At 41.9% G+C, this 22,914-nt stretch carries 25 protein-coding genes and 1 pseudogene; 1 reads left to right on the top strand and 25 read right to left on the bottom strand.

Going from position 1 to position 22,914, the window contains the following annotated elements; translation table 11 throughout:
* Positions 1 to 4: 4 nt before the first annotated feature.
* From FTV88_RS07065 to FTV88_RS06955, 23 genes and pseudogenes are all read right to left on the bottom strand, one after another.
* Entirely contained in the window at positions 5 to 718 is a 714-nt protein-coding gene (locus FTV88_RS07065; RefSeq protein WP_153724991.1) for a distal tail protein Dit, read from the bottom strand.
* A gap of 2 nt (positions 719 to 720) precedes the next feature.
* The gene (locus FTV88_RS07060) at positions 721 to 2,778 is read right to left on the bottom strand and encodes a phage tail tape measure protein (RefSeq protein ID WP_153724990.1); all 2,058 of its coding nucleotides are present in this window, start codon (positions 2,776 to 2,778) and stop codon (positions 721 to 723) included.
* A gap of 45 nt (positions 2,779 to 2,823) precedes the next feature.
* A pseudogene (locus FTV88_RS07055) lies at positions 2,824 to 3,132 on the bottom strand (hypothetical protein); the annotation flags it as partial.
* A 20-nt stretch (positions 3,133 to 3,152) separates the two neighbouring features.
* Positions 3,153 to 3,449 carry a hypothetical protein gene (locus tag FTV88_RS07050; protein ID WP_153724988.1) on the bottom strand — a complete coding sequence of 99 codons (297 nt, stop codon included), beginning with the start codon at positions 3,447 to 3,449 and terminating at the stop codon, positions 3,153 to 3,155.
* A 1-nt stretch (position 3,450) separates the two neighbouring features.
* Positions 3,451 to 3,858 (bottom strand): phage tail tube protein, encoded by a 408-nt coding sequence (locus tag FTV88_RS07045; protein ID WP_153724987.1) that lies wholly within the window; start codon positions 3,856 to 3,858, stop codon positions 3,451 to 3,453.
* Positions 3,858 to 4,223 (bottom strand): minor capsid protein, encoded by a 366-nt coding sequence (locus tag FTV88_RS07040; RefSeq protein WP_153724986.1) that lies wholly within the window; start codon positions 4,221 to 4,223, stop codon positions 3,858 to 3,860. Before FTV88_RS07040 ends, FTV88_RS07045 begins: the two co-directional genes overlap by 1 nt.
* 14 nt (positions 4,224 to 4,237) lie before the next feature.
* Complete coding sequence (locus tag FTV88_RS07035; protein ID WP_153724985.1) at positions 4,238 to 4,681, bottom strand: hypothetical protein; 444 nt, start codon at positions 4,679 to 4,681, stop codon at positions 4,238 to 4,240.
* Positions 4,681 to 4,992 (bottom strand): hypothetical protein, encoded by a 312-nt coding sequence (locus FTV88_RS07030; RefSeq protein WP_153724984.1) that lies wholly within the window; start codon positions 4,990 to 4,992, stop codon positions 4,681 to 4,683. Before FTV88_RS07030 ends, FTV88_RS07035 begins: the two co-directional genes overlap by 1 nt.
* The gene (locus FTV88_RS07025; protein WP_153724983.1) at positions 4,992 to 5,339 is read right to left on the bottom strand and encodes a hypothetical protein; all 348 of its coding nucleotides are present in this window, start codon (positions 5,337 to 5,339) and stop codon (positions 4,992 to 4,994) included. The genes FTV88_RS07030 and FTV88_RS07025 overlap by 1 nt, the downstream gene beginning before the upstream one ends.
* A gap of 266 nt (positions 5,340 to 5,605) precedes the next feature.
* Positions 5,606 to 6,520, bottom strand: a complete 915-nt coding sequence (locus tag FTV88_RS07020; protein ID WP_153724982.1) for a major capsid protein — start codon at positions 6,518 to 6,520, stop codon at positions 5,606 to 5,608.
* 69 nt (positions 6,521 to 6,589) lie between these two features.
* Positions 6,590 to 7,126 (bottom strand): hypothetical protein, encoded by a 537-nt coding sequence (locus tag FTV88_RS07015; protein ID WP_153724981.1) that lies wholly within the window; start codon positions 7,124 to 7,126, stop codon positions 6,590 to 6,592.
* A 2-nt stretch (positions 7,127 to 7,128) separates the two neighbouring features.
* Complete coding sequence (locus tag FTV88_RS07010; RefSeq protein ID WP_153724980.1) at positions 7,129 to 8,034, bottom strand: phage minor capsid protein; 906 nt, start codon at positions 8,032 to 8,034, stop codon at positions 7,129 to 7,131.
* Positions 8,034 to 9,491: a phage portal protein gene (locus FTV88_RS07005; RefSeq protein WP_153724979.1), complete on the bottom strand. Its 1,458-nt coding sequence runs from the start codon at positions 9,489 to 9,491 to the stop codon at positions 8,034 to 8,036. Before FTV88_RS07005 ends, FTV88_RS07010 begins: the two co-directional genes overlap by 1 nt.
* A 60-nt stretch (positions 9,492 to 9,551) precedes the next feature.
* Entirely contained in the window at positions 9,552 to 11,216 is a 1,665-nt protein-coding gene (gene terL, locus FTV88_RS07000) for a phage terminase large subunit (RefSeq protein WP_243137385.1), read from the bottom strand.
* Between the two features lie 224 nt (positions 11,217 to 11,440).
* On the bottom strand, positions 11,441 to 11,938 hold the full coding sequence (locus tag FTV88_RS06995) for a gamma-glutamylcyclotransferase family protein (protein WP_162007936.1): 498 nt from the start codon (positions 11,936 to 11,938) through the stop codon (positions 11,441 to 11,443).
* A gap of 141 nt (positions 11,939 to 12,079) precedes the next feature.
* A complete protein-coding gene (locus FTV88_RS06990) occupies positions 12,080 to 12,358 on the bottom strand; it encodes a hypothetical protein (protein ID WP_153724977.1) in 279 nt (92 codons plus the stop codon).
* Positions 12,359 to 12,402: 44 nt separating this feature from the next.
* A complete protein-coding gene (locus FTV88_RS06985) occupies positions 12,403 to 13,245 on the bottom strand; it encodes an amidoligase family protein (RefSeq protein ID WP_153724976.1) in 843 nt (280 codons plus the stop codon).
* 132 nt (positions 13,246 to 13,377) lie between these two features.
* Positions 13,378 to 14,778, bottom strand: coding sequence for an ABC transporter ATP-binding protein (locus FTV88_RS06980; protein WP_153724975.1), 1,401 nt, complete (start codon positions 14,776 to 14,778; stop codon positions 13,378 to 13,380).
* 87 nt (positions 14,779 to 14,865) lie between these two features.
* Positions 14,866 to 15,045: an aspartyl-phosphate phosphatase Spo0E family protein gene (locus tag FTV88_RS06975; RefSeq protein WP_162007935.1), complete on the bottom strand. Its 180-nt coding sequence runs from the start codon at positions 15,043 to 15,045 to the stop codon at positions 14,866 to 14,868.
* A 969-nt stretch (positions 15,046 to 16,014) separates the two neighbouring features.
* Positions 16,015 to 16,908 carry a tyrosine-type recombinase/integrase gene (locus tag FTV88_RS06970; RefSeq protein ID WP_153724973.1) on the bottom strand — a complete coding sequence of 298 codons (894 nt, stop codon included), beginning with the start codon at positions 16,906 to 16,908 and terminating at the stop codon, positions 16,015 to 16,017.
* 164 nt (positions 16,909 to 17,072) lie between these two features.
* Positions 17,073 to 17,489, bottom strand: coding sequence for a phBC6A51 family helix-turn-helix protein (locus FTV88_RS06965; RefSeq protein ID WP_243137383.1), 417 nt, complete (start codon positions 17,487 to 17,489; stop codon positions 17,073 to 17,075).
* Between the two features lie 635 nt (positions 17,490 to 18,124).
* On the bottom strand, positions 18,125 to 18,796 hold the full coding sequence (locus FTV88_RS06960; RefSeq protein ID WP_162007934.1) for a DNA-methyltransferase: 672 nt from the start codon (positions 18,794 to 18,796) through the stop codon (positions 18,125 to 18,127).
* Positions 18,797 to 19,028: 232 nt separating this feature from the next.
* Complete coding sequence (locus FTV88_RS06955) at positions 19,029 to 19,970, bottom strand: hypothetical protein (protein ID WP_153724971.1); 942 nt, start codon at positions 19,968 to 19,970, stop codon at positions 19,029 to 19,031.
* Positions 19,971 to 20,156: 186 nt separating this feature from the next.
* Between FTV88_RS06955 and FTV88_RS06950 the strand changes: the two genes are divergently transcribed.
* Entirely contained in the window at positions 20,157 to 21,611 is a 1,455-nt protein-coding gene (locus FTV88_RS06950; RefSeq protein WP_153724970.1) for a DNA cytosine methyltransferase, read from the top strand.
* A 150-nt stretch (positions 21,612 to 21,761) separates the two neighbouring features.
* Here FTV88_RS06950 and FTV88_RS06945 read toward each other — a convergent pair whose 3' ends face one another.
* Both FTV88_RS06945 and FTV88_RS06940 read right to left on the bottom strand, forming a co-directional pair.
* Positions 21,762 to 22,472: an HNH endonuclease gene (locus FTV88_RS06945; protein WP_153724969.1), complete on the bottom strand. Its 711-nt coding sequence runs from the start codon at positions 22,470 to 22,472 to the stop codon at positions 21,762 to 21,764.
* A gap of 2 nt (positions 22,473 to 22,474) precedes the next feature.
* Complete coding sequence (locus FTV88_RS06940; protein WP_153724968.1) at positions 22,475 to 22,897, bottom strand: hypothetical protein; 423 nt, start codon at positions 22,895 to 22,897, stop codon at positions 22,475 to 22,477.
* Between the last annotated feature and the right edge of the window lie 17 nt (positions 22,898 to 22,914).

Raw genomic sequence — 22,914 nt, 5'->3', positions numbered from 1 at the left:
CCCCTTATAACCACTTCTCTCTGAATTGAACAGTTGCAGTTGCAATATTCGCTGGCTCCAAAGTGATCCAATTATCGCCCTTATATATAGGAAAGAACTCGCTCGAAAGGTATAAGCTGTTCATAATTCTAAGATCATTCAACTTCACTACAGCTCTATTATGGTCAACTACAAGCTCTTGACCTTGTTGAAATGGATGAACCAGTAAAACTTGCTTATCGCCAGAACGTATTCTTAGTTGTGATGTAGCTTGTTGAAATTGCAAAGTGATAACGGGGTAGGTATCGTAACTACCTTCATTCGTGATTGGCCCTGCATGAAGTGGAACGGTCTTAATAGCTCCATAAGCAAAAGGGTCAGGACAAAGGAAAGTGATTGTTCCTTGACCTAATCCTACGATTTCGTCAATATCAGTTTTACCATCCACTCTGGCAAAGTAGTGTTTATCCGGTTCATCGCTGAAAAGAAGCGGTTTTACTTCTTGATGATAAAGCCATGAAGCAATATCTCTTGCCTTTTGCCGTAACATCAGCGATGAACTTTCTTTTATCGTTACGTCCACTTGAATCTCTCTTCCTCCGAGTCGAGATCCAAAGTCATAAAAGCCCGGTCGCCCTGCTACAGTTAAGGTTCTTTTCTCTAGCTGTGGCAAAAGGCTGTGTCGGACTTTGTTTTCAATTAAAAAGTCGGTGCTGTCTTGATTGTTAAAGTAAAACATCTTTAAGCAAACACTCCTTTGGCTCGCTGTCCTCGCTGTTGCAAACGGTAAAGCTGGTTAGCAATCTTTTCGATATCAGCTTCTTCTCGAACAATCAACTGAGCTACTTGGATGGTTACAGCATCTACTTTTTCACCTGTAGGGCTGTGGCCCATTTGTTGTGCAATCTCGGCTGCAAAAGGTTTCATGCGATGACCTTGCAAGGGTACAACAGCTTCCGGCCCTGCTTCACCGACACCGATGATACTAGGGCCGTTAAAGAGTCCACCTTTTTTGTACCAACTCACGTCGACTTTGGGTACACTTGGAGGTGTAAGACTAAAGTTTCCTGATAGGCTAAAGCGAGGTAGCTTCGGTCGGGGTAAGGTTAAGGTAAGGTTGCTAAAGAAACTTTGAATAGCTTTTAGACCACTTCTTACAATCTCTTTGGCTTCTTCGATATGACGAAAGATGGTGTTTTTTACGCCCTGCCAGATAGAAGCTGTTACGGCGTGAACATTGTGAAAGCTGTTCGCCATGCTGTTATAGATAGAGCCACCATGAAGGGCTACACTTTTGCTCATTTCAGATAGTGTTATAGCAAGATAACCTTTTACATAGCCCCAACTTTCTACTGTTGATGTTTTTACCTTTTGATAATGCTGGGAAATGGATTGACCCATTTCGTTCATCGTACCAGAAACTTTGTCTTTAAGATTGTTGTAGAGTTGACTTAAAAAGCCTACGATTTCATCCCAGTTTTTATAAAGGCTATATCCAACGGCAATAAAAGCAGTTACGGCTGCAATGGTGATTCCAATTGGCCCGGTTAAGGCTGCCAAGGCTGTACCCATGACAGGCAATGCTCCGGCGATAACACCTACGGCACCGATCACTTTTCCAAAGACGATTAATAAGGGGCCAATGGCTGCTGCAACGAGGGCCACGATGGTTCCAAGGCGAAGTAGTTCTGGGTTTGTTTCACTTACCTTTTGAAGCCATGCTGTTACCTTTTTTGTGATTTCCGTAAACCACTCTAATAGACCAGAATCAGCAATCGCCAGCATTAAGCCTTCTAAGGCACTTTGCAATTCCTTTAATGATCCATTAAAGCCCTCCATTTGAGCAGCAGCTATCGTTTCGGCTGTTCCACCTGCATTTTCAAGTTCGTATGTAAAGGACTTTAAGGAATCAGAGCCTTGTTCTAAAAGAGCTTGCATAGCTGGGCCAGCTTCTAGTCCGAAGATCGCCAGCATATCGGCAGCCGTGGCTCCTTTGTTTTCTAAATCGCCTATAATCTCAGCCAAAGGTTTCATCTTGCCTGTCGAGTCGTGAGTTTGAACGCCCAAACGATCTAAAGCACGAGTTACTTCTCTTGTTGGTTTTGCCAGTCGAGCCAGTCCACCACGTAAAGCTGTACCTGCTTGTGAACCTTGAATACCAGCGTTGCCCATCATTCCGATTGCAGCAGAGGCTTCTTCAAAAGATACACCCAAGGCACTTGCTACAGGAGCTGCGTACTTCATTGATTCGCCAAGCATCCGTAAATCTACGTTCGATGAAGTCATTGTTTTAACCAAGACATCGTTGACGTGAGCCAGTTCTTCTACGCTTTTGCCGTACCCTGTGAGAATGTTGGAAGCGATATCAGCAGATGTAGCCAAATCAATACCGGCTGCTGCTGCAAGATTTAACGTCCCCGGCAAAGCCCCCATCATTTCGTTGGCCTTAAAGCCTGCCATCGCTAAAAAGCCCATCGCATCGGCAGCTTGGGAAGCTGAAAACTGTGTAGTTCGACCTAGTTCTTTGGCTAAATCTCGCATAGAAGCAAATTCATCGCCTGTAGCTCCTGATAGGGCTTTCACTCGATTCATGGATGATTCAAAATCGCCTGCTGCTTTTAGTGTTACCGTTCCGAAAGCTACGATGGGTGCTGTTACTTTCATAGAAAGGTCTTTGCCTACATCATTTAACTTCTTACCTACTTTGGTCAATTTCTTTTCCATCGACTCCATGGAACTTTGAAAGTCTGACATATCCACGCCAATTCTTACAAGTAAGCTGGCTAAGGTAGAGGACAAAAAACCACCCCTTTTGGATCAAATAAAAAAGACCGCCAACCTCATTTATTGGTTAGCGGTCTTTTGAAACTTTGCTTGTAATTCTTTGAGAGTTGCTTGTCTTTCCTCTATCGTTACTCTAGGATTTGAGTCTTTTGCTTTATTTAAGAGTTTATCGGGAGTTATCGGTCTTTTGTAGTTGCCAGAGGCGTTCATTATGTGTGAGACAAACCAAGCTGTGCGATCATACTCCATTTCCCATTGCCGTTTTTCTTCTTCTACATAAGCCTGATACATTTCCATCAATTCTGACATGATAAGATTCCAGAAGGTATGAGGATTTAACCGTAGCGAACCGAAGGCGATTCTTTTTAATTCATCCCAATCGGCTCGCCCTACTCCTTTTTTCCGGTGGCTACTTCAAAGGCTTCTGCAATTTTTCTCTGTACATATTCTAGTTTTTCAAAGCCTACCATATCGCCAACTTCTTCTTCTGTAATACTAATATCTTCGTGAAGCAATCCGGCCCAAAGAATCGTCCGTACTGTTTTCATGCCTAGCTTGATATTGCCCAGTTCTGCTAAAGGAACACCCAGCCGTTCTTCAATTTCAGCAAAAGCATTGAGGGTATAACGTAATTGTCGAGGTCTGTCCAGTTCAATATCGATGAAGCCACGACGCTTGTTGGTCATCCTAGACTACCTCCTTTTTCGACTCTAACGGCCCTGTTCCTGTTAAGGTGAGGCTATATGAAGCAGCATCGTCCTGTGGAAATTCCGTTGGAAAATCAGAAATAAGGCATTTGCCACCGTAAATTCGTCCACCGGGCAAGCGAATTTCTACGATTAAGGGTTTTCGTTCTGTCCAAGCTCTCTCTACTTCTCCCAAGGCTGTGTCATCGGTTACAAGAAAACCTTCGCAATCTAAGCCCCAAGAGTTTACGCCAGCTACGTTTTCTACCCAGCCTCCTGCGTCCTTCGACGTGGTATCAATGATGTTGGTTGTTCGGTTTAAGGTAGCTCCACTTTGACCACCCAATACGATTTTTTCTTCGTTAATCTCTACATACAAAAGGACATCTACGCCAGCAATTTTGCCCATTATCGTACCTCCGTCACAGTCGTAAAGTTTAGGCTGTAGAGAAATCGTTCATTTTCGTCCGTTCCGATATATAAAGGCGTAGCTTCTTGGGCTACACAAAAAATGACGTGGCTTTCACCAACGTCGAAGTTTCGCTTTTCATTAAAGACTTTATAGATTTGCCATGCTCGTTCTTCGGCTAAGGCTGGGTGTTCGGCTCGGATAATGAACTGAAAGGCAGGCCGTTGTACTTTGCTTTTATATTGTCTACCTCCTGTTAAACGAAGGACAGCACAGTTGTTTTCCCCTTCTGTGGGAAAGGCGTTAGGGTAAAAAGGGTAATTTATGTTTTCTTCGGTGAGACGAAGTAAGTCGATGACTTTCATAATGAGCCACCTCTCTATCGTTCAAGTTCTCTTTTTATTTGCTTGCCAATATGACGACTGTACTCATTCGATTCTCCTTCTAAGGGCCGAGTTAAAAATTTATTGCCTACGCTGTAATGCTTGCCACTCATACCAATGCCACCAGGCTTTTGGCGTGACCTTTTACCGAGATTGTAGGTTCCTTCATGGATGAATAGAGCGTAGTTAAAGTTTCCTTGTGAGTACCTTTCCTTGATGGTGTAATCAACTCGACCGTCAACTTGGCCACGTCTTACTTTCACTTCTTTGGCATGAGACTTTTCTAAGATACCTTTGTCGTGAGGAGCCGTTTCTGACGATACTCGGATTAAATCGTCGACACAATCATGGACGGCTTCTTCGGCTGCTCGCAATGTTTCTTTGGTGATTCTTCTCAATAACCGATTATTGATTTCTACATTAAAGTTCATAGTAGCCATTACAAAGACACCTTGGTGAAGAGAGGTTTGCCACTAAAGTCTCGTATCACTGAGATTGAAATGGGCCTTTTGCTGTGCTTTCTGTGAAGTTCGTCTCGCCATTCAATCTGATCGTCCATACTGATAGAAGCCAAACCTTTGATTAAAACGGTAGCTTGTGAAATCACTTCTTTACCGTTACTGTCTTTTACAACTTTGAAGGCTTCGTCAATTCGGCAGAAGTATGATGTAATTTGATCTAATTCTGCAATGCCCCAACTATCCAATCGTCCAGCTTGCCGTACTTTGACCGTTTGTTTTAATGGAATCATTAGATATACCTCCCTACTTTTCGCCCTATGATAGCGAAGACATCAGGAGAAATGGCTTTTGCTTTATCCATGGAAATGCTAAGGCCACTAACAGAGACGGTTTTTACGCCTTGTTCTGATTTGCGAATCGTTTCGTCCATTCGTAGAAGCCAGAGGGCTTGTTCGTAGATGGCCTCGATGGGGAGAGGTCGTTGTTCTCGGTGATAACGACGAAAAGATCGGTAAAGCTGATTGGCTGCATTTTGTAAGGCTCTTTGGCGAATTTCTAGAGTAACAGCAAACCATTCTTCGTTATGAAGAACTTGTTCAGTAAAATAACGGTCTGCCTCTACTACATCATAGGTCAAAATGATTCACCTCACTTTTGAGGTGTTTTTGTTTTCTTTTCTTCACCTTTATCAACAATCACTGTGGCTTCATAACCGTAGTTGATAACTAAAATATCTTTGATCCGTTCATCTTCTACGATGGCTTTGCTTGATTAAAGAGAACACCTTCGGTTGCACCGTTATAAAGTTTGTTTTTGGTAGTAATCAGATAGGCCATGGCGATTCCTCCTTTAATTAAAAAAATAAAGTGACAAGGAGAAAGCTCTCCCTGCCACTGTTGATTTTTACTTTTCTTCTTTCATTTCGTCAGGTGTCATTCTACGAAGATTTGATAGCCGAGCTGCTGCTCGTGGATGGAACACAGCCATACCACAGTAGAACTCAATTCGAGTTCGGAATACTGGTTTTTCGTCAATCTCACCAAGGTCACGAACTTGTACCCCACCATTTCGTAAGCCCGATGTGTACTGCTCTGATCCAAACTTTACAGCATAGATAGAAGCTGTGTTACCAATTTCGTTAAATCCTAAAATCTCTTGACCAGCACCATCTGTTTCAATCGTTCGAATCGGAATACCGGCGTAGAGGTTTACAGGTCGACCGAAAGAATCTTCTCCACTTTCAATATAGTGCTTCGATTTTTTCAAGACGGCTTTCACTTGTCGTCGCATCGCTTTGGACATCAGTAAAACGTCTGGTTCGCCTTCTACAGTGTCAATCAATTCATCGAGCATGGTTGTGGTAATAGGTTCAACAAGTCCGTCAATAACCTGATTGCCTGTAAGTCGTTTTTGCAAACCATCGAATTGCTGTCCAGCAGCCATATCTCCCTTAAAGAAAGCACGTGTCCATTCTAAGGCGAGTGCTTTGGCTTTCATGGATGTGTGGACAGTTCGGATATCATTGACGTTGCCACGAGTCTGGATCAAAAACTTATCAATATCTACGTCACCACCGAGGATATACAAGCCTTCTGATAGTTGATTGACAACACCACAAGATTCTACATACCCTTCGTTGACACCCCGAAAAGCGATACCAGGCAAGATATGTTCTTGGTTGTAGCGATAGGAGTTACCTGCGATCTCCATAAAGGGGAGCAGTTCTAAGACAGCAGAACTTCGTGCGAAAGTTTCAATGACACCTTTTTGCAATGTGTCTGTCGAGAGTTTTGACGCTTCTGTAAGAGTTAAAGCCATGTTGTTCCTCCTTCAATCGTGCTGTTATTGTAGGGAAATAAAAAAGCGTCACCTTATTGAAAGGTCACGCTACTTTTGTGCATAGCCCATTCGTATGAGTTGCATAGGGCTTAACGAGTTTAAGTCTGTTGTTTCGGTTTTGCCGGGGTTCGTCGGTTGGCCCAGAGGTTCATCTTTTTGTGTTTTGAAAAGTCCTTTGTTTTCGGCATTGGTCAGCCAGTTAAGGCGAGCTTCCGGTGTGAGGTTGGTTGGAATCAGGTCATGGTAATCTTCGGGAATGCCTTGTAGCTTTGTATCGATTAAGCCTTGGATTGCTTGCTCTAACTGTTGTACACGATTGTTCGTAGTTGTATATCCTTCCTTGGCTTTGTTTAATTCTGTTGCCGTCGTTTTATAAAGCTCCTCGAATTTGCCTTGTTCTTCTTTTGCTTTTTTATCGGCATTTTCTTTTTCTGTAAGCAGTTGTTGCAGTTGCTTTTGAGCTTCTTCATATTTGCTGTGGATTTCTTCGAACTGTTCTTTGGGGATTAAAGTGTCTTTTGTTACCGTTTGCGTTTCTTGTTTTGTTTGCTGCTCTTGATTTGTTTCTTGTACTGTATCAGCCAAAGTTAGTTCCTCCTTTGTTGTAACTGCTTTCTTTTCTCTTCATGTTTGTCTCGCAGAGTAGAAGGCAGTAAATTCACATCTCTTACAGGGCTTACGTGGTGCTGGCAATTGGGATGAAAAATCTTGCCTGTGGCCCTTACTTCCTCATAAGTAAGATAGCCTTTTGTTAATCCATGGAGTGAAATAATCATGCCTTCATAAGAGCTACAAGCATCTTTTGCTCCATGGGATGATATAACAGCAAGGTCTACACCACGTTCCAATGTTTCAACACGAACGCCTTCAATATGTGCTTGTGTCAACTTCGTTCGAACCACCATCTCTGCATAGGTCGACAACTTCCATCGTCGGCCTGCTTTGTCTACAATACCTACCCAAGCATCACTTTGAAGTTGCCTTGATAAACCTTGCAGGGTAAGCTCTGCAACAATGGCTTTTTTCGTGGTTCTGCGACCAAGTTGCTCGATGGCTTTCATCCTCATTGCTTCGCCAACGGTGTTCCTTACAAGCCTTTTTACTTTTCTTTCCGTATTCTGCGTAGCCATTAAAAGATCGCTGTAAGTATCGTTGATAAGAGCTTCCACTCGTTCACGGGCGAGTAGCGAAAAAGAAACAGAAGAAGCTGCCTCCGATAAGGTGGAAGCAGCTCCAAGTGTAAGTACAGTTCTTGCTTGGGCTTCTGTGAAGGTTTTTCTGATTACGTCATCTGACCAATTCTTTGTAGAGTTATCGAGTTCTCGAAGGGTAAACATAATTTGACCTAACAAAGCTTCGGCCTGTGCTTTTTCGATGGTACGAAGTTGAGGGATCACTCGCAGTTGCTGGCTTACTACAAGAAAGGCTTTTTTGTAGTAACTTATAAGTCGGTTTACATCTCTTTCATAGTTGGGGCTTGGAAGGTGGGGCATTATTCCTCACCTTCTTCTGCTTCTTGAAAGATGGAAGGGTCTGCTGATTCTTCTTCCGTTTTCATACGAGCCAACTCAGCCTCGGCTTGTTCTTCTGTTAAATCATCTAACCACATCATAGCTGCTTTTTGAGAGATTGTTGGCTTACCACTGGTTCGAATCGACATGATGTTAGCAAGCTCTAGTTCATCGTCCGGTAAACCGTCTTTGAACTTCACTTTTGGGACGGTAACTTCGTAGTCTACTTTTCCTTGGCGAGCTTTTTCTAGCAATTGAGCTAACAACAATACTCGCTTTAAGGCTTTGTCGTAATACTGTCGTTTCCTGTTGATTTTTGCAAGGATTGAGTTAAGTCTCCATTTGATCGCCAAACCAGAAGCACCACTGGTTCCGGCATCACCTACACCCAAAGCGATTTCCGGTATTTCTGCATTGATTAAAAGCATCTTGATTAAATGTTCTAGCTCTGTAAAGGCAGCTTGCAGTTGACCATCCCACGTGATGTATTGAGGAATCACTTCATCTTTACCCATCACTTCAAAGACTTTATCAATACCGACTCGAAAGATGGGATTGCCTCGTTCATCTTCACCCAACGTGCCTGCTGGAACAGCCATGGCTGGGTCGGCATGTTTGTCCAAGATGGAAGCAATTTGAGAGAGTCGATGATTGATTTCATCAAATAGAGGTTTGTGTTCGCTTACATCGTCGATACCTTCCCAGCTATCGTCGGTGGCGTAGTTGGGTACATGAACGATCAAGGGAAAAGGTACACTTGTTGCTACTTCTTTTCTTTCTGCTAGGATTTCAGCGTAAATCTGCCATTCGTTGATTTCATTGTCTACGGTCACGACGATTGGATTCATACGATACTTCCTGTATTGAATCCGACCTGGGTAGTGGCTTTCTACGTTTAGAATCCATTCTTCGTTATCGCTGTGTTTGACCAATACAGGGTAAGCAATATGATAAGCAACCGTCTTATTGGTATCGCCTAGTGCTGTTTCTGGGAAAACGTACTCTGGGTTCTGGCTTTCAATAATTACTCGAAAAGGATCTAAGGTTTTATCTACAGCTCCTTCGTATTCTTGACCGTAACGAATCTTGTAGAAGGAATCGCCTCTGTACGCGTTCGATAAGGCACTTTCATAGTTGGTGATGTGCAAATCGTTATTGTCGATGAACCGTTCTATGGCTTTTTGTTCATTGGAGTTATCGCTTTTTCCGGCTGTAAAGGTTGGTCTTTCGCCAAAGAGAAAGTCGGCTGATTTTTTGCAAATCACACCGGGCAAGTTGGTTGAGATATAAAGAACCTCACTTTGTCGGCTCGATAAGCGATGTTGTACTCGCTGAAAAATTTCATAATGCTGCCCTAAAAAGAGCTTTTTGTTTTCCCTGTATCGTTTAATCCGTTCTCTATGGGCACGATCTGGATAATGGCTGCCTATCGTAAACAAAGAAAACTCACTTCCTTCCCTAAGCCAACTTCGATTACCTAGAATCACTACACTTTTCTTTTACAAGCCAAGGGGTTTTTTATGGAAGGTTCTTCGTCGACCGTTGCCACAAAGTTCAACCGCCATCTGCAAAGCATCAGGCAAATCATCGTGGTCGTGGTTGGGGAATTGCTCTAGCATTTCTAAAAGCAGTCGTTGGTGTCTCATAAAACGTAAGATGCCTTGCTCGATAACAGGTTCTAGGGACTCAATCCGTTCTTCTTTTTTCGTTCGGCTCGTTACGGCTTTGAGCTTGGTCGTATAGACACCTTCACTGGCCAGTCGTTCTCTTGCTTGACGGAAAAAATCAAATTGAGCTTGTACTGTTTCTATGGCAAAGACTCTATGATGATACTTTTTTACTTTATCAACCAAGACGTTTAGGGCTTCATGGGCAGGACACTTTTTGGCCCAGCTATCAACGACATATAAGATGCCTGTTTTACGATCTCTAGCGATGGTAACGATGGCATTGTAGTCACTTCGGTTGGACTTACCCATCGCTATATCCCAAGCTCCGAAGTAATCAAGAGGTAAAGGTCTACCTTGGTCATTTTTTAGATCGCCATAATCGAAAAAGGTAAACATACTGGGCTTAAAGATCTGGCTTTCTTCGTCTACTGGATTGTTGAGAAACTCTGAACCAAAGGCTCTTGAGCCGATATTGATCTTTTCTGTCATCAAACGGGCATAAGAAAAGCGTCCGGGCCATAAGACCTCGACGCCTTGATCCATTTCACTTTGATTGGTTTTATAAAAATTCATCGCTTCTTCCAGACGATTTTCTTTCTCTGGATTACGACAGATCGTTTCAAATTGCTCCCACAAATCTTCTTTCTCAGGATAAGAAACAATGGCTGAATAGATACGAGATTCAAAATCTGCTCTCTGTAAAACCGTCGGCAACAAGCCTCTAGGATGAACAATCGTCCCCATGTAGATAAAAGCTGTCTTGGCTGGATCGCCAATCGGCATAATGACGGAGTTAAACCAGTGAAGGTTTTTATCTCGCAGCTCTGGCGTGTTCGTGTTTTTTGCTGATTCTAGATCGTCAAGGATAACGAGGTCGGGCCGGTAAGAGCCGTTTCTTTTACCACGAAGCTGTTTGCCCATAGATGCTGCTTCAACTAAAATACCGTTTCTCGTTAGGAAAGCCTCTTGGTTATCTCGTTCGTTCATCGACTTTCTTTCCGAAAGAATCTCACCAAAGTCGGCTCGTAGCTTTTGATTGAATTTAAGTTGCAACGATATCCACTCGATGAACTTCTTTGCCATGGAATCGGTTTCTGAAATAATCAAGATGTACTTTCGTTTGTTGAATACAATCTGGTGTATAGGAAAACAGTTCGATAGATAGGCAGATTTGGCGTGGCCCCTTGGTGCTGCCCATGCAATTCTTGCTGTAGGGTTATCAATAGAAACGGTACGAAGAAGGTTACAAAGTTCTTGGTGAAATTTTGGTGCTTGCTCATAAGATGTTCCGGCAGGAATGAGGTTTTGGTCGTTTTCAGGGTTTAAGTCGTCAGAAAAGTATTCATAGATAAAAGACAGTACATCTGATTCGGCTCGTTCAATTCGTCGTAAGCGAAAAAGCTCCTTCATATCAGCAATGTACTGGTCTTGCATTTTTTTATCTAAGCCATATTGGTCTTGAACCGATCCAATCAGTCGACATCGTTCTTCCAATCGGAGAATCCGTTCTTTTCTTTCTTCTGTATTGATTCAAAACACCTCCATCTGTACGACGTACCTTCCCCACGTTGGCCTTCCTATGCCCAGCTGTGGCCACCGTTTTATAGAGCAAACCCTTTATGGGGATAACATAAAAAAACGCCACAGAATTGAATCTGCAGCGTTCTTATTTATTCACATTGTCCACATTATCCACAGCTTTTTTGTCGCTTTGTGGATTAGTTTGCTTTTTTTCCAAGAATAAGGTTGGTTACTTTTTGTCTTGCTGTTAATAAGTCCTCTTCATTGATTCCCCAATGGTCGTAGCCTTCGCTTATGGTATGAAAGTATTTTTCATATGGTGGAGCAAAAGTAAACTCTTCATTCATCCGATAGACAAAGGCTTCTTTTATGCCATCTTCTGTTTCCACTTCAATGGGGTAGCGTCGATATAAAGTAGGGTAGCCTTCATATCGGTCAAGGTTTCGTAAGTCTCGTAAGGAAACCCGATATAAAGCCCCTTCCACTTGGCTTTTGTTCGTTGGGATAATATCAGCTACACCAACGCCTCTGCGATTGCCTCGAAAGGTTAAGATGTAGTCATAAACGGTAGCTCTGCAAAGAGGTACGCTATCAGGACATCGTATTTGCATCTGTTCTTTGTGCAGATTGGAGCCGTAGGCAAAATACAAAAGTGGTAAATGGGTCGTTCGTTTTTTCATCTTTTTATAAAACAACTGTAACATCTCCTTCTGCTTGTACTTAGGTTAGGTCTGTTATATCTCCTTTTACTTTATTTGTAAACTGTTTTAGATAAAAAAAAGAGGCATCGCTTATTCACGATGCCCTGCAAGCTTATCTATCGCCAGAAGGATTTGCTAGTGTGCTACATCGGTTTCAATTGTGGTAACCAGTTTTACTCTTGCAAGCTCTTTAATAAAAGATTCATGGTCATGAAAAGTGATAGAGTCGCCAGTTTGGATTACTACTCGCTTTTGCACTTTTTCCATGTATTCTTCTACGGTCGTTGCTGCATCCCAAGAATCATGCCAGAGATTTTTCACGACCTCTTCATAGGTTGAACCGATCAGAACCGTTCCGTCATTTAAGGTGACTCTTAGCAATGAATACAACCTCTCCATCATTGTTACAGCCATTATACCCTTCTCCTTGATTGTTTATTGGGGGAAGAAGCCGGGTTTTATGCGACCCGGCTTAAAAAGTGTTGTCTCCGCTCTACTTGGTACTGGAAGGCTTGTCCGTATTCATTGTCGAGGCATCCGGCTTTGTAGTCGCCAAAGATCATTCTGCGAAATCTTCTTTCTTGCTTGTCCAAGTCTACGCTATCTCTATCATGGCTAAGGCGAACCTTGGTGCCTTTTGATCTTTCTACAATGGATTGGCTAAAGATGATCCAGTTGGTTACTTTTTCAGGTTCTAACGATCCGCCATGTTGTCTGAACTCTAGCGTTCCATGTGTCCAGTAGGATTGAATGTTCAATTTTAGGTATCGGCTGTTAAGTATCATCTGCAAGTCGTTCATGCTATTGGCATTGATTATGGCCTCCATTTTGTATTTTTCGATGGATTTGCAGTATGTATTGCCGTTTCCTCGTCTGCTTGGTGGTAAGAGGGTATCAATCCATTTCTCAAATTTGTAATACATGGTGTAGATGTTCTTGAAGTTTTCGAGTTTCATATCGCCTGCATCGTGGTGTACATGGATTCCGCAAGTTTTGTCTACTTTCCCCCCGATTTCTTGTAAGGCTTCCATTACGATTCTCAGTTCCTTCAATCCCTCTTGGCCTTTTAAGATGGGTGATACAAGTTCGTGGCCTCCACCATGATTGCCTGTGTCTCTTCTTGTTACGCTTGAATCATATACCAGTTTCCAGTGTCGTCTTGTTACATGGTTGTATGATTCGTGTCTTACGTTGATGCCTTTGTTGGTGAGGGCTTCGATAACTTTGCTGTAGTGAACTCCGAAAAATTCAATTTCTACTCCGAAGGTTCTCTCGTTGTTGAAGCTTGTGCTGTTACTCATGCTGCATCTCTCCCTCGTTGTTTTGGCGATGTCTTGCTTGCACGGTAACTATATCTCGACTTCGCCAAACGGTAAACTTGTTTTTGCCTTTTTTACCGTATTTTGAGGGAGGTATTTCCTTACAGCTTAGTTTTAGCCAACAGCTTCCATATTCCAGTCCGGGTTTTCCCAGATTAAATATACTTTTTCTTTCGGTACGATTTCTTTAATCATAGAGGCCACTTCTTCTTTCATAAAATCGCTGCCATCTTTGACTTTCCCTTTACGCCCACCACCACGGACACAGTAAGTTCTACCTTGCAGGACTTTGGTTACGATTTGGTCGGCCAGAAGTTTGTAGGTAGCTTCGTCGAGATCGTTGAGTTTATCGAGGTTGTATTGACGTGTGGAAGCCATCTTCATATCCCAGCCAAGCAGAATGAGTTGGTTTCTTACTTTTTTATAACGATCTTTCGTTTCGTACTCTACTTTGCGAAGGCCAGCTTTTTCGTTAAAAGGGTTATATCGGCCCATGACCGTCAGAGCTTCTACATATCGCTTGCTTGTTAACGGCATAGTATCTTTGATTAGCTTTGTACCAAGGCCAATGCCACGATATTTCGGATGAAGAACAACCCGGCTAATCATTGTAACTTCTTGATTGATTAAACGAGCTACTTCGCTGGTTGCTGCTTTATACCGGCTGGTTACGACGTTACGGCCTGCGAGAGCGAGTGGTGGGTAGACGTAGACGATAACACCTACAATTTCCTTGCCGTTGACCAGTTTGTAGATTTCTTGAACGGCTTGTACTTTTCTTTGGCGATAATGAAAACGGGATAGGACGTAGTAATCTTCAAGGGTAGCTGGTAGCAGCTCTAGCTTTTCGACGAGGGAGCATTGTGGGTTTTCTCGGACTTTACGATATTCCACCTGAACATCATTTTCTAAACCTTTTCGGATTAGCAAGTTAGGTAGTAAATCATCGGCAAGGTCGGTGTGGGCTGTGGCAACAATCAAGGTCTTGCCTAGTTTACGGCAGATTTTTTGTATATTAAAAGAGACTACTTTTGCAGTCTCTCGGTCTAACAAAGCACAATATTCGTCAATGAAGTAGCAGTTGGCATTTGATTCTAGTAACTTAGCAAGTTGAAAGCGATATTTCTGGCCATCGCTTAATTCGCTGTACTTACGGAGGAAGATGAAAGCATCGTTTAAGCCCACCAACGATAAGAGATACATGGCTTCTTCGAGGTCTTTGCCGACAGCTTCGATAATCGGCTGGTCGGAGTTGATGGTAAGCTCGCTGTTGCTGATACCGTTGGGGATTCGCTGTTTTAGTTCACGGAGCAGTATGGATTTGCCACTTCCTGAATCGCCTGTAATGTAAACGATATCTCCAGTGGTTATGGTGATCTCTTCGTTGTCGTAGACGGTAAAGGTCTGCTCATCGTCTAGGGAAATACCGAAGGCTTCGGATATGGCGAGAGTACGTGATGTGATTGGGCTTTCCATGGTGAAGCGTTTGGATATTTCGTATTTTACAGAAGCCATATCTACACCCCTTTACGTAAAAGTAGGCATGAAAAAGAGCATAGACTTATTTGTTCTATGCTCGATCTTTCTTTATGTAAGTCAAGATTAACAGGCTGATTGCATCAAATCTCTCTTCTGGTATTTCTTGATAAATTCTACGATCAATACGTCCAATTCACAGGATAGCTTGTAGACTATTTCGTAATCTTGACCTTTATCCATCGCTTGGTACATCGCTTTTCGTTTTCTATCTATCTTCCTTAGTAAAGCCAGTTTCTCCCTCATATACCTCATCCCTTTTCAAATGGTGCTATCTGTTTAATTCGACATACACTTACAAATTCCTTCGTTTGGGTGAAAGATCTTTCAATTTTTTGTAACGGCTAGACCTCTTTTTGTTGTGCAATGTTTGTTCATTGTTTAGGGTTTGAAGAGGACTGTGATTTGTTGCAAAACAGCCGGTCTATCCAAGTAAAAAATCGTGACGTCCTCTAGCCTTTTTAGCCAATACCTAGTCAAAATCCGTGACGTAGGGTAGTAAAAGATTACGACGTAACCATGTCAAAGGGCTTTTACAGTAACAAGAACCAGATTAACAATAACCAAAAGAACAAGAATAGATTAAGAGAACAGCCTGCCTAAAAGCTTTGAGCCGTTGATAAATCCAAAACAATATAACGGCATGTGGACTATACTTATTACATCTTTATCCAGCTACTTCGTAGATTGGCCCATGTTCGATTCGTTACCCCATTTGGCATGAATATGCCTTCCCTTACCTGTTCTCCGAACACAGCCCAATTATGAGCCTTACAGGGGTAATCTCGTTGATTAGTTGCTCTGGTAATTTAACTTTATGCCTTTATAACCTTATTTTTTTAATCTTTTCATTGATTATTGCATTGATAAATAAGTCCATATATCCTGTCTCCCTCAGAATTGCCCCACGTTGGCTTTGGATATGCCAGAGGGTATGAATATATCAACTAGGGGGTTATCTCGTAACAGGAGGCAAAGTAGATACCTCTGTGGCGATTCACAGCAATGTGCTACAAGTGCAGTTTGCAACATCGTCATTTCACCTTGAATTTTTAATCTATTTTCATCTTCGCCCTTGATAAATAAATCAATATATCCCGTTTGCAGAATAATTACCCCAACGTGCCTTTCACAATCCTTTAGGGCATGAATACTCCAACCATGGGCTTATCTCTTAACGTGTGGCAAAACAGATACTTCTGTGGCGAACTGTGGTTATGTCCAGCTTAGTTCCTCGACAGCTCTTGCCAAATCTTCTTCACTCGGCAAGGTATAACGGACGGTCATTGCCAAGTTCGGTGTGCCATCGTTTTTCATGTGTCCCATTAGCCTAGCAATTACGTCCAGAGGCGTTTTCCGTAAAGCTAGTTCGTGACCGAATGTATGCCGTAGGGAATGGCAGGTTAAGTGGTCAATGCCTGTAAGTTTTCTATATCGCTCCATCTGGCTTTGGACAGCTCGAACACAAACTTTGTCATTTCGCTGAGAATCAAAAAGATATTCGCTTTCTTTGCTACGGCTTTCAAGATACTTGGTAAGGCATCGCCTGATATCGACGTTCAAAGGCACCTCACGATACTTGCCATGTTTGCCGTTGTAAACGACAGCTTTGCCCTTTCGTTCGCTGATTGTGATATCTTTCAGCCGTAGGTCACATAATTCCTGTACTCGCAGACCTGCTTGCATCATCAGCATAACCATCGCCATTTCTCGAACATTGCCATACTTCCTCACCGTTCGAACCAGGCTGTTTTGTTCAGCTCCTGTTAGCCACTTGGGGGACGATTGAGGCGTTGGTACTCTGTCGATATGCTCTACAGGGTTGTCGGGGATAACGCCCTTTTGCATTAGCCAACGGAAGATTACGTTCAGGTGGGTCATCGTGAGGTTTACAGTATTGGGCTTATAATGCCTTACAGCGTATCTTTTGAAATTTGCTACGTCCAGTTGTGTGGCCATCTGGGGATCTGGTAGGCCCCCAAGGGGGGTGGGGTGGGGGTTCTCTTTCGCCAGCCATTCAGTAAAGCGAGTCCAGCTATTACGATACGCCTTTTGGGTCTTGATAACTTTGCCTTGCCGTTCGAGTTGCTTAATAAAATCATCAATCATGCTGTTCAGCTCCTTTTACATAGATGAGTGGGATAAGCGAGTTAAACCCTTGAAGGCCTGGGCTTCGTGGGGTCTAACTTACCTCACCTCAGCACCTATTGCAATCAAAGCTGAACAAGAAAAAGAGCAGCTATCCTCGAAAAAGGATAACTGCTTTTTTACGGCTATATTTGGCCTAGTAGCTTTTTCAACCGTTCAATTTCGGCATCAATGGCCTCGTTCGACCGATCATCTTCGATTTTCGCCTCGACTTTTTGAACATCGGTCATACGGCCCTGGTTCTTCAAGACCAACTCGATAGCTCGCAATTTGTTACGTTCGCTATCGCTACCCCTTACGATATTTCGCAGGATGTTGTATGTCTCGGCAAGGAAGCTGGTCATTACCTTTTCGGCAATATCGTTCTGGTACTCGATAAAGTCGGGGTCTTGTTTCCAACGGTAAATCGTTCGGATGTCGATACCGACCTCGTTGGCGATCTGTTGCATCGTTTTCTGGTGAATATCGTTCGTAGCCAGCATCTCCGCTGCTAACCGTTGTGAGGCATGTAGTACAGCTCGGCCATCTTCTCTAGACTTCACAGCAAAACCTCCCTTCTGCCGTAGGCTATTGTGAGTACCACTGTCTGTTACGATAGCTGACGGGGTAATAATCAAGGTCACTGTGGACGGTATTTATTGCCGTTTTTTATTACGGCATTGATTTTTATTTAACGGCATAAAAATAAACAGCCCTAGACGTTATCGATGTCTAGAGCTGTTGGTGTGGTTGTTACGTTAAGGGGACACGTAGTTTACGTCAACTACAAAATAACTAAACAAGTAATATAACTCTCTCTTGATTCTTGTCTCTTTCTCCTGTCTCTTGATTCTTGTCTCTTGTCTCTTGTTTCTCTCTCCTGTATCTTGTTTCTTGTTTCTTGTATCCTTCTTGTTAGTGGGTAACTGTTTACCCATAGTGAGACACGTAAATCTACTCAATCGGCCCGAAATTACCCATAGCCTATGAGTAAAGCATTGCCCACAGTCTATGAGTAAACTTTACCCATAGGCTATGAGTAAACTTTACCCATAGGTCATTTCACTTAGCTGGTCAGGGCAGTTTTGTCGTTGAAAAACGATAGATCGGATGGCTACGGAAGATGGCTGTTGGGGTGAACAAAGGTTGAACACGATAGGCTGTTTAAGATGTGTTTAACCTGTAATTGACGATAACCTTACGCAACCTCCCTCAACCGTTCATTCGCTGCTTCGATATACTGCTGTTCAATGTCAAAGGCGATAAACCGTCTCCCCAGCTTCTTCGCAGCAATACAGTCCCCACCACTACCACAAAACGGTACTAACACGACATCCCCCGGCTGTGACGATTTCTCAATAATAATCTCTGCCAACTTAACAGGTTTTTGAGTTGGGTGAACATACGAAGAACCAGCGTCTCTGGGAACATCCCATACGTCGCTGGTTCTTTTTCCGTTTAAGATATGTCGGCCTTTCACGGCATAAATGATTAACTCGTGGGTTGGCGAATAGGCCCCACGAAGATCACCCATTCCTCCACCACGTTTATGCCAGATGATGGTGTTCTTTATCTTGAATTGATTGGCTAGATGATGCCACCAAAGAGGGTACACGTCCCAACGGGTGTAGCAGTACATGGCCCCACCGTCTTTGAGAACACGGTAGGCATCGGATAGCCAGTCGGTCATAATGATCTGATCGTTTTGGATTACGTTGAACTTGGATTTACGGTTGTTACTGCGATAGCTGATACCGTACGGTGGGTCAGCTATGATTAGGTCGATGCTGTTGTCGGGGAGTAATCGGAGGCCATCGTGGATGTCGATGTTGTGGATGGTGTCGAGTTGGAGATTGCTGTTGATCGTCATAAAGCCACCGTCCTCTACAAAATTAGAAAAGAGCAGTCCAGCCACGATGTGTGGGGAACTGCTCTTCGTTGGTTAACATCTCTGTAGAGTGGGGGTACAAGTAAAAATATTATGTCTAAAAGATTTCATAGTTGTCAAATAACTGAATGTTCGATTATTCCCTTTTATATTGAACTTATAGTATGTCGTTGTCTATAGCAAACATTTGAGAGAATTGAGATATAAATCCAAATTAAATTAAGTCAAAATACGAATACTCTTGCGATAATTTAGGCAATGCCGCGTTTAAAGTTGCTCTTGTACCTATTGAAGTACTTGAACTGAAGTTTCTTCCGAATATTTCTTTCACCGAATACACTACACCCGGTTGAGATGCTTGCCCCCAGTAGTTACCTCCTGAAATATTCTGAACTCTTTTAACTGCCAGAGTGTTTTGTGTAAATGACCCTTTATTAGTAGGAACCGTAACGAAGGAATAGGAAAATTTTCTAAGGTTTCTTATTTTGTACGCAGATGTCCCAACAGATATTTGATTTCTTGAAAAACCTTCAGAAGCATAGACCATGTCCCATAACATTGGTATTTGAGCACTATCATTCCAGTTTGTTTTACACTGTATTACTCCAACCTCATAATCACTAAAATCTATGTCAGCTAAAGAGTCTATTATTTTTTCGTAATTAAACCTATTTCTTCCAACAGTTGTTGGGATAATTTGTCCGGCATGGTCGCGAGCTACTATATCTAACTTATTTCCGGCGTAAATTTCTTTTTCTGGAAATGTAATAGCAACTAAATCCGATTCAGTCGATGTCGGAGATGCTCCATAACTGACTATCAGTGCTTCCCTTATAGGGGTTGGTATTAAGCGTTTTTTAAATTTTACAACCACTGTCCTACTTTCTAATAAACAAAGATTCATATACCAACAAATCAACGCTTCCCATGCGGTACCTCCGCCTGAAACTTCCCCTTGACCTCGCCCATTTCCACCTGTACTTCTAAAAACATTACTTAAATGATCCCCTAAGTCCAGTACATTAATTGCATTTAGATCTGGTAATTGTTGTTGTATTTGGGCTTTCCAAATTGACCAGCAATTTTGGACTGTATCAAGACTAAAGAGATGATTTATTGCTTCTTTTCTGAGATGTTCTATTATTGTCTGCGACAATTTTATTCACTCCTCAAACTTGCTTTTCTTCCAACAAAATTGTTATGATAAAAGAATGTCGATTTTCTATTTTACCCCTGGACTTTTTCATCAAAATATAGGATAATAAAATGTAAAAATTCATTTTTTAAATTATACAAGTTGTAATTAAGAATAACAAGTTTTTATTTGAACGAGGTGATAGAAATGAATAAACCATTAGCTATTGATTTATTCTGTGGTGCTGGAGGAATGAGTGAAGGTATACTCCAAGCAGGATTTCATATTATATATTCAAGCGATATCAATGAATCTGTCCAAGCAACATATACTAGTCGACACCTACAGCTTGGATATATTCAGGGTAAGAACACTCATTTTGAACTTGCAGATATAAAGGAGCTTACTGGCGAGGGCATAAGGAGAAGTATTGAAAATCTTGAGATATTTAGAAGTAAAAAGATACCTCCTATAGACGCCATTTTTGGAGGACCTCCGTGTCAAGGTTTCAGTAGAGCAGGTCAACGAAAAAAAGACGATCCTAGAAACTTTCTTTTTAGAGAGTATTTAAGAATTGTAGATGAAATACGCCCTAAATATGTCGTTATGGAAAATGTTGAAGGTTTTTTAGATACTAAACTGTATGGCTTTGAAGGCGTAAAAAAGAAGAAATACGCTGACGACGTACTTCTACCTGAAATACTATTAGAAGAGTTTGAAGAAATTGGTTATCACACATTAAAACCTAAAGTCCTTGATGCTTCGGATTACGGGGTTCCACAAAGAAGGAGAAGAGTAATATTTATAGCTTACTTACATAATCAAGTAACTCCTCTGTATCCTAGAGCAATAACTGCCGAAGAAGGCCAAAAAATTTCCGTACTTGATGCATTTGGTGATCTCATCATAAATCCAGACTTACGCATTCAGTTTAATCCAGAAGATACTAGCTATCAAATACAGTCAAAAATAGGTAGAACACCTAATTTTAATGGTATCTCTATTTCAAACTTTAATAATATTCATAATCATGAAATATCTAAGCACAACTCACTAATTATTCAAAGGTTCTCATTGTATCGGCAGGGTGAAAGTTCATCAATGCTAATAAAAAGAATCCTTGAAGAAGGTCTTGATTTAGAAAGATATCCCTATCTTTTACAAGAATGTGCTAGAAGGTTACATAAGAACTACACTGTTAGAGAAATCATAGACGTGTTTAGAGGCAAGAATTTATCCGAAGAACTCTTAGAGGCTTTATTAACAAAAAAAAATAGTCGTATTAGATTATCTAGTACAAGCCTAGCTCCCACAATGGTAACATTACCCGATGATTTTCTCTCACCATTTGAGGACAGAATACTTACAGTGCGTGAAATGGCTCGATTACAATCGTTTGATGACAGTTTTGTTTTTTTAGGCAAAAGAACTACTGGTGGACAAAGAAGAAAATTCGAAGTACCTCAGTACACCCAAGTTGGAAATGCTGTTCCACCGTTGCTAGCAAGAGCAATAGCTGAAAAAATAATTGAGGCTATTAACACCCCAAGAGAATCATTAACATCTTTAAGAAAAATAAAGTTGCACGGCATTAATATAGTCAAAGAAAAAGTTCAAAGCAAACACTTAGGGACGAAAGTCAAATTGAAAAAATACGTCTAAGGTTAGAACCACGAACGACAAACCAGACCCGGTTAATACCTAATCTACTAATCCTTTAGTAATCATATCGCTGACCCACAGGCCAACAGCTTCATTGACGGTCATATCGTGCCAATCCACGATGTGGCCGTTTGCCGTTTAATATTAAAGTCAGACCTTCAAAACATCTTTCAACTGCATTATTGTTAACCACGGTCTTCTTTTGTGCAACATACGATGACAGTTAGAACATACCAATACTACATCTTGAACTTTTGTTCTGACTTCCCCCACATACTCAGATACAGGGACTGTATGATGGCATTCTATGTATCCCTCACCAAGGTCACCGTATGTTTCATGAAAGTCAAAATCACACACTGTGCATTGTAGCCTTCCATACTCCCTCATTGCCCTTGCTTTTGCTTTTCTAACTAACGCTCTGTTTCGCTCACGATATTTATGCTGTCTAAACAATACTTTTCCTTCTGGAAATTCGTCTTCATCCTCATAAATGACAGTGTTTGTGGTTTCGTTGATACTATTTCTGATTGCTGAGGCTACTTTACGAAGGAGTTCTGGTTTTTGGAAGAACTCCTTCCATATTTCTTCTTCTAGTTTTCCACCTCTTTGCAAACCTGTACCCTGATAACTTGGATCAAATCGCAAAAAATTACATAGCTTCATATAAACACCGTTTGAATTTCTAAATTTTGTTGCATCTGGTCTAATGCCGTGAATAGGCAGTCTATTTAATATTTCACTTAGATCTATTACTTCTCTATGCGATGCACTTATTTGTAGAGGGTTCGTTCGCATGTATAGATCTAACGCTAAAATCAATTCATCTCGTTGCCAAGCAGGATTGCGTTTTTCAGACATATCTAATCTCCTTTTACAATATCACTACCATATCGCTCCATAACCCAATCTGCAAATATCTCGCTAGGACTATCGATTCCACCAACTGTCCATTCATCCACTGATTGACCTTCGAAGCCGTTGCTATTCATCCATTGTTGACGGCTTTCATGTTCCATTAATCGAAAATCATAGATATGACCGACTTCATGAGCGAATATCTCTGGCAGATAAGGATTAAACCCACGCGATTGGCCAGCTATAACAACTACATAACCCCAACGAAAAGGTAATACTATACCAAAAGCGTCACGGAATGGAACACTATCTTTAGGCAGAATGATAGTCCAGACCCGGTTAAAAACCTGATCTGGTAGTCCTCTAGCAATCATATCGCTAGCCCATTGTCCAACAGCTTCATTGACGGTCATATCGTGCCAATTCACGATGTGGCCGTTTGCCG

The sequence above is a fragment of the Heliorestis convoluta genome (genome assembly GCF_009649955.1).
Classification (GTDB): domain Bacteria; phylum Bacillota; class Desulfitobacteriia; order Heliobacteriales; family Heliobacteriaceae; genus Heliorestis; species Heliorestis convoluta.
This window is presented reverse-complemented; position numbering and strand designations above follow the sequence as displayed.

Excerpts from the sequence above, each read along its gene's own strand:
- FTV88_RS07065 (WP_153724991.1), bottom strand. The coding sequence starts at position 718 with ATGTTTTACTTTAACAATCAAGACAGCACCGACTTTTTAATTGAAAAC.
- FTV88_RS07050 (WP_153724988.1), bottom strand. The coding sequence starts at position 3,449 with ATGACCAACAAGCGTCGTGGCTTCATCGATATTGAACTGGACAGACCT.
- FTV88_RS07045 (WP_153724987.1), bottom strand. The coding sequence starts at position 3,858 with ATGGGCAAAATTGCTGGCGTAGATGTCCTTTTGTATGTAGAGATTAAC.
- FTV88_RS07040 (WP_153724986.1), bottom strand. The coding sequence starts at position 4,223 with ATGAAAGTCATCGACTTACTTCGTCTCACCGAAGAAAACATAAATTAC.
- FTV88_RS07035 (WP_153724985.1), bottom strand. The coding sequence starts at position 4,681 with ATGGCTACTATGAACTTTAATGTAGAAATCAATAATCGGTTATTGAGA.
- FTV88_RS07030 (WP_153724984.1), bottom strand. The coding sequence starts at position 4,992 with ATGATTCCATTAAAACAAACGGTCAAAGTACGGCAAGCTGGACGATTG.
- FTV88_RS07020 (WP_153724982.1), bottom strand. The coding sequence starts at position 6,520 with ATGGCTTTAACTCTTACAGAAGCGTCAAAACTCTCGACAGACACATTG.
- FTV88_RS07010 (WP_153724980.1), bottom strand. The coding sequence starts at position 8,034 with ATGCCCCACCTTCCAAGCCCCAACTATGAAAGAGATGTAAACCGACTT.
- FTV88_RS06990 (WP_153724977.1), bottom strand. The coding sequence starts at position 12,358 with ATGGCTGTAACAATGATGGAGAGGTTGTATTCATTGCTAAGAGTCACC.
- FTV88_RS06985 (WP_153724976.1), bottom strand. The coding sequence starts at position 13,245 with ATGAGTAACAGCACAAGCTTCAACAACGAGAGAACCTTCGGAGTAGAA.
- FTV88_RS06980 (WP_153724975.1), bottom strand. The coding sequence starts at position 14,778 with ATGGCTTCTGTAAAATACGAAATATCCAAACGCTTCACCATGGAAAGC.
- FTV88_RS06975 (WP_162007935.1), bottom strand. The coding sequence starts at position 15,045 with ATGAGGGAGAAACTGGCTTTACTAAGGAAGATAGATAGAAAACGAAAA.
- FTV88_RS06970 (WP_153724973.1), bottom strand. The coding sequence starts at position 16,908 with ATGATTGATGATTTTATTAAGCAACTCGAACGGCAAGGCAAAGTTATC.
- FTV88_RS06960 (WP_162007934.1), bottom strand. The coding sequence starts at position 18,796 with ATGACGATCAACAGCAATCTCCAACTCGACACCATCCACAACATCGAC.
- FTV88_RS06950 (WP_153724970.1), top strand. The coding sequence starts at position 20,157 with ATGAATAAACCATTAGCTATTGATTTATTCTGTGGTGCTGGAGGAATG.
- FTV88_RS06945 (WP_153724969.1), bottom strand. The coding sequence starts at position 22,472 with ATGTCTGAAAAACGCAATCCTGCTTGGCAACGAGATGAATTGATTTTA.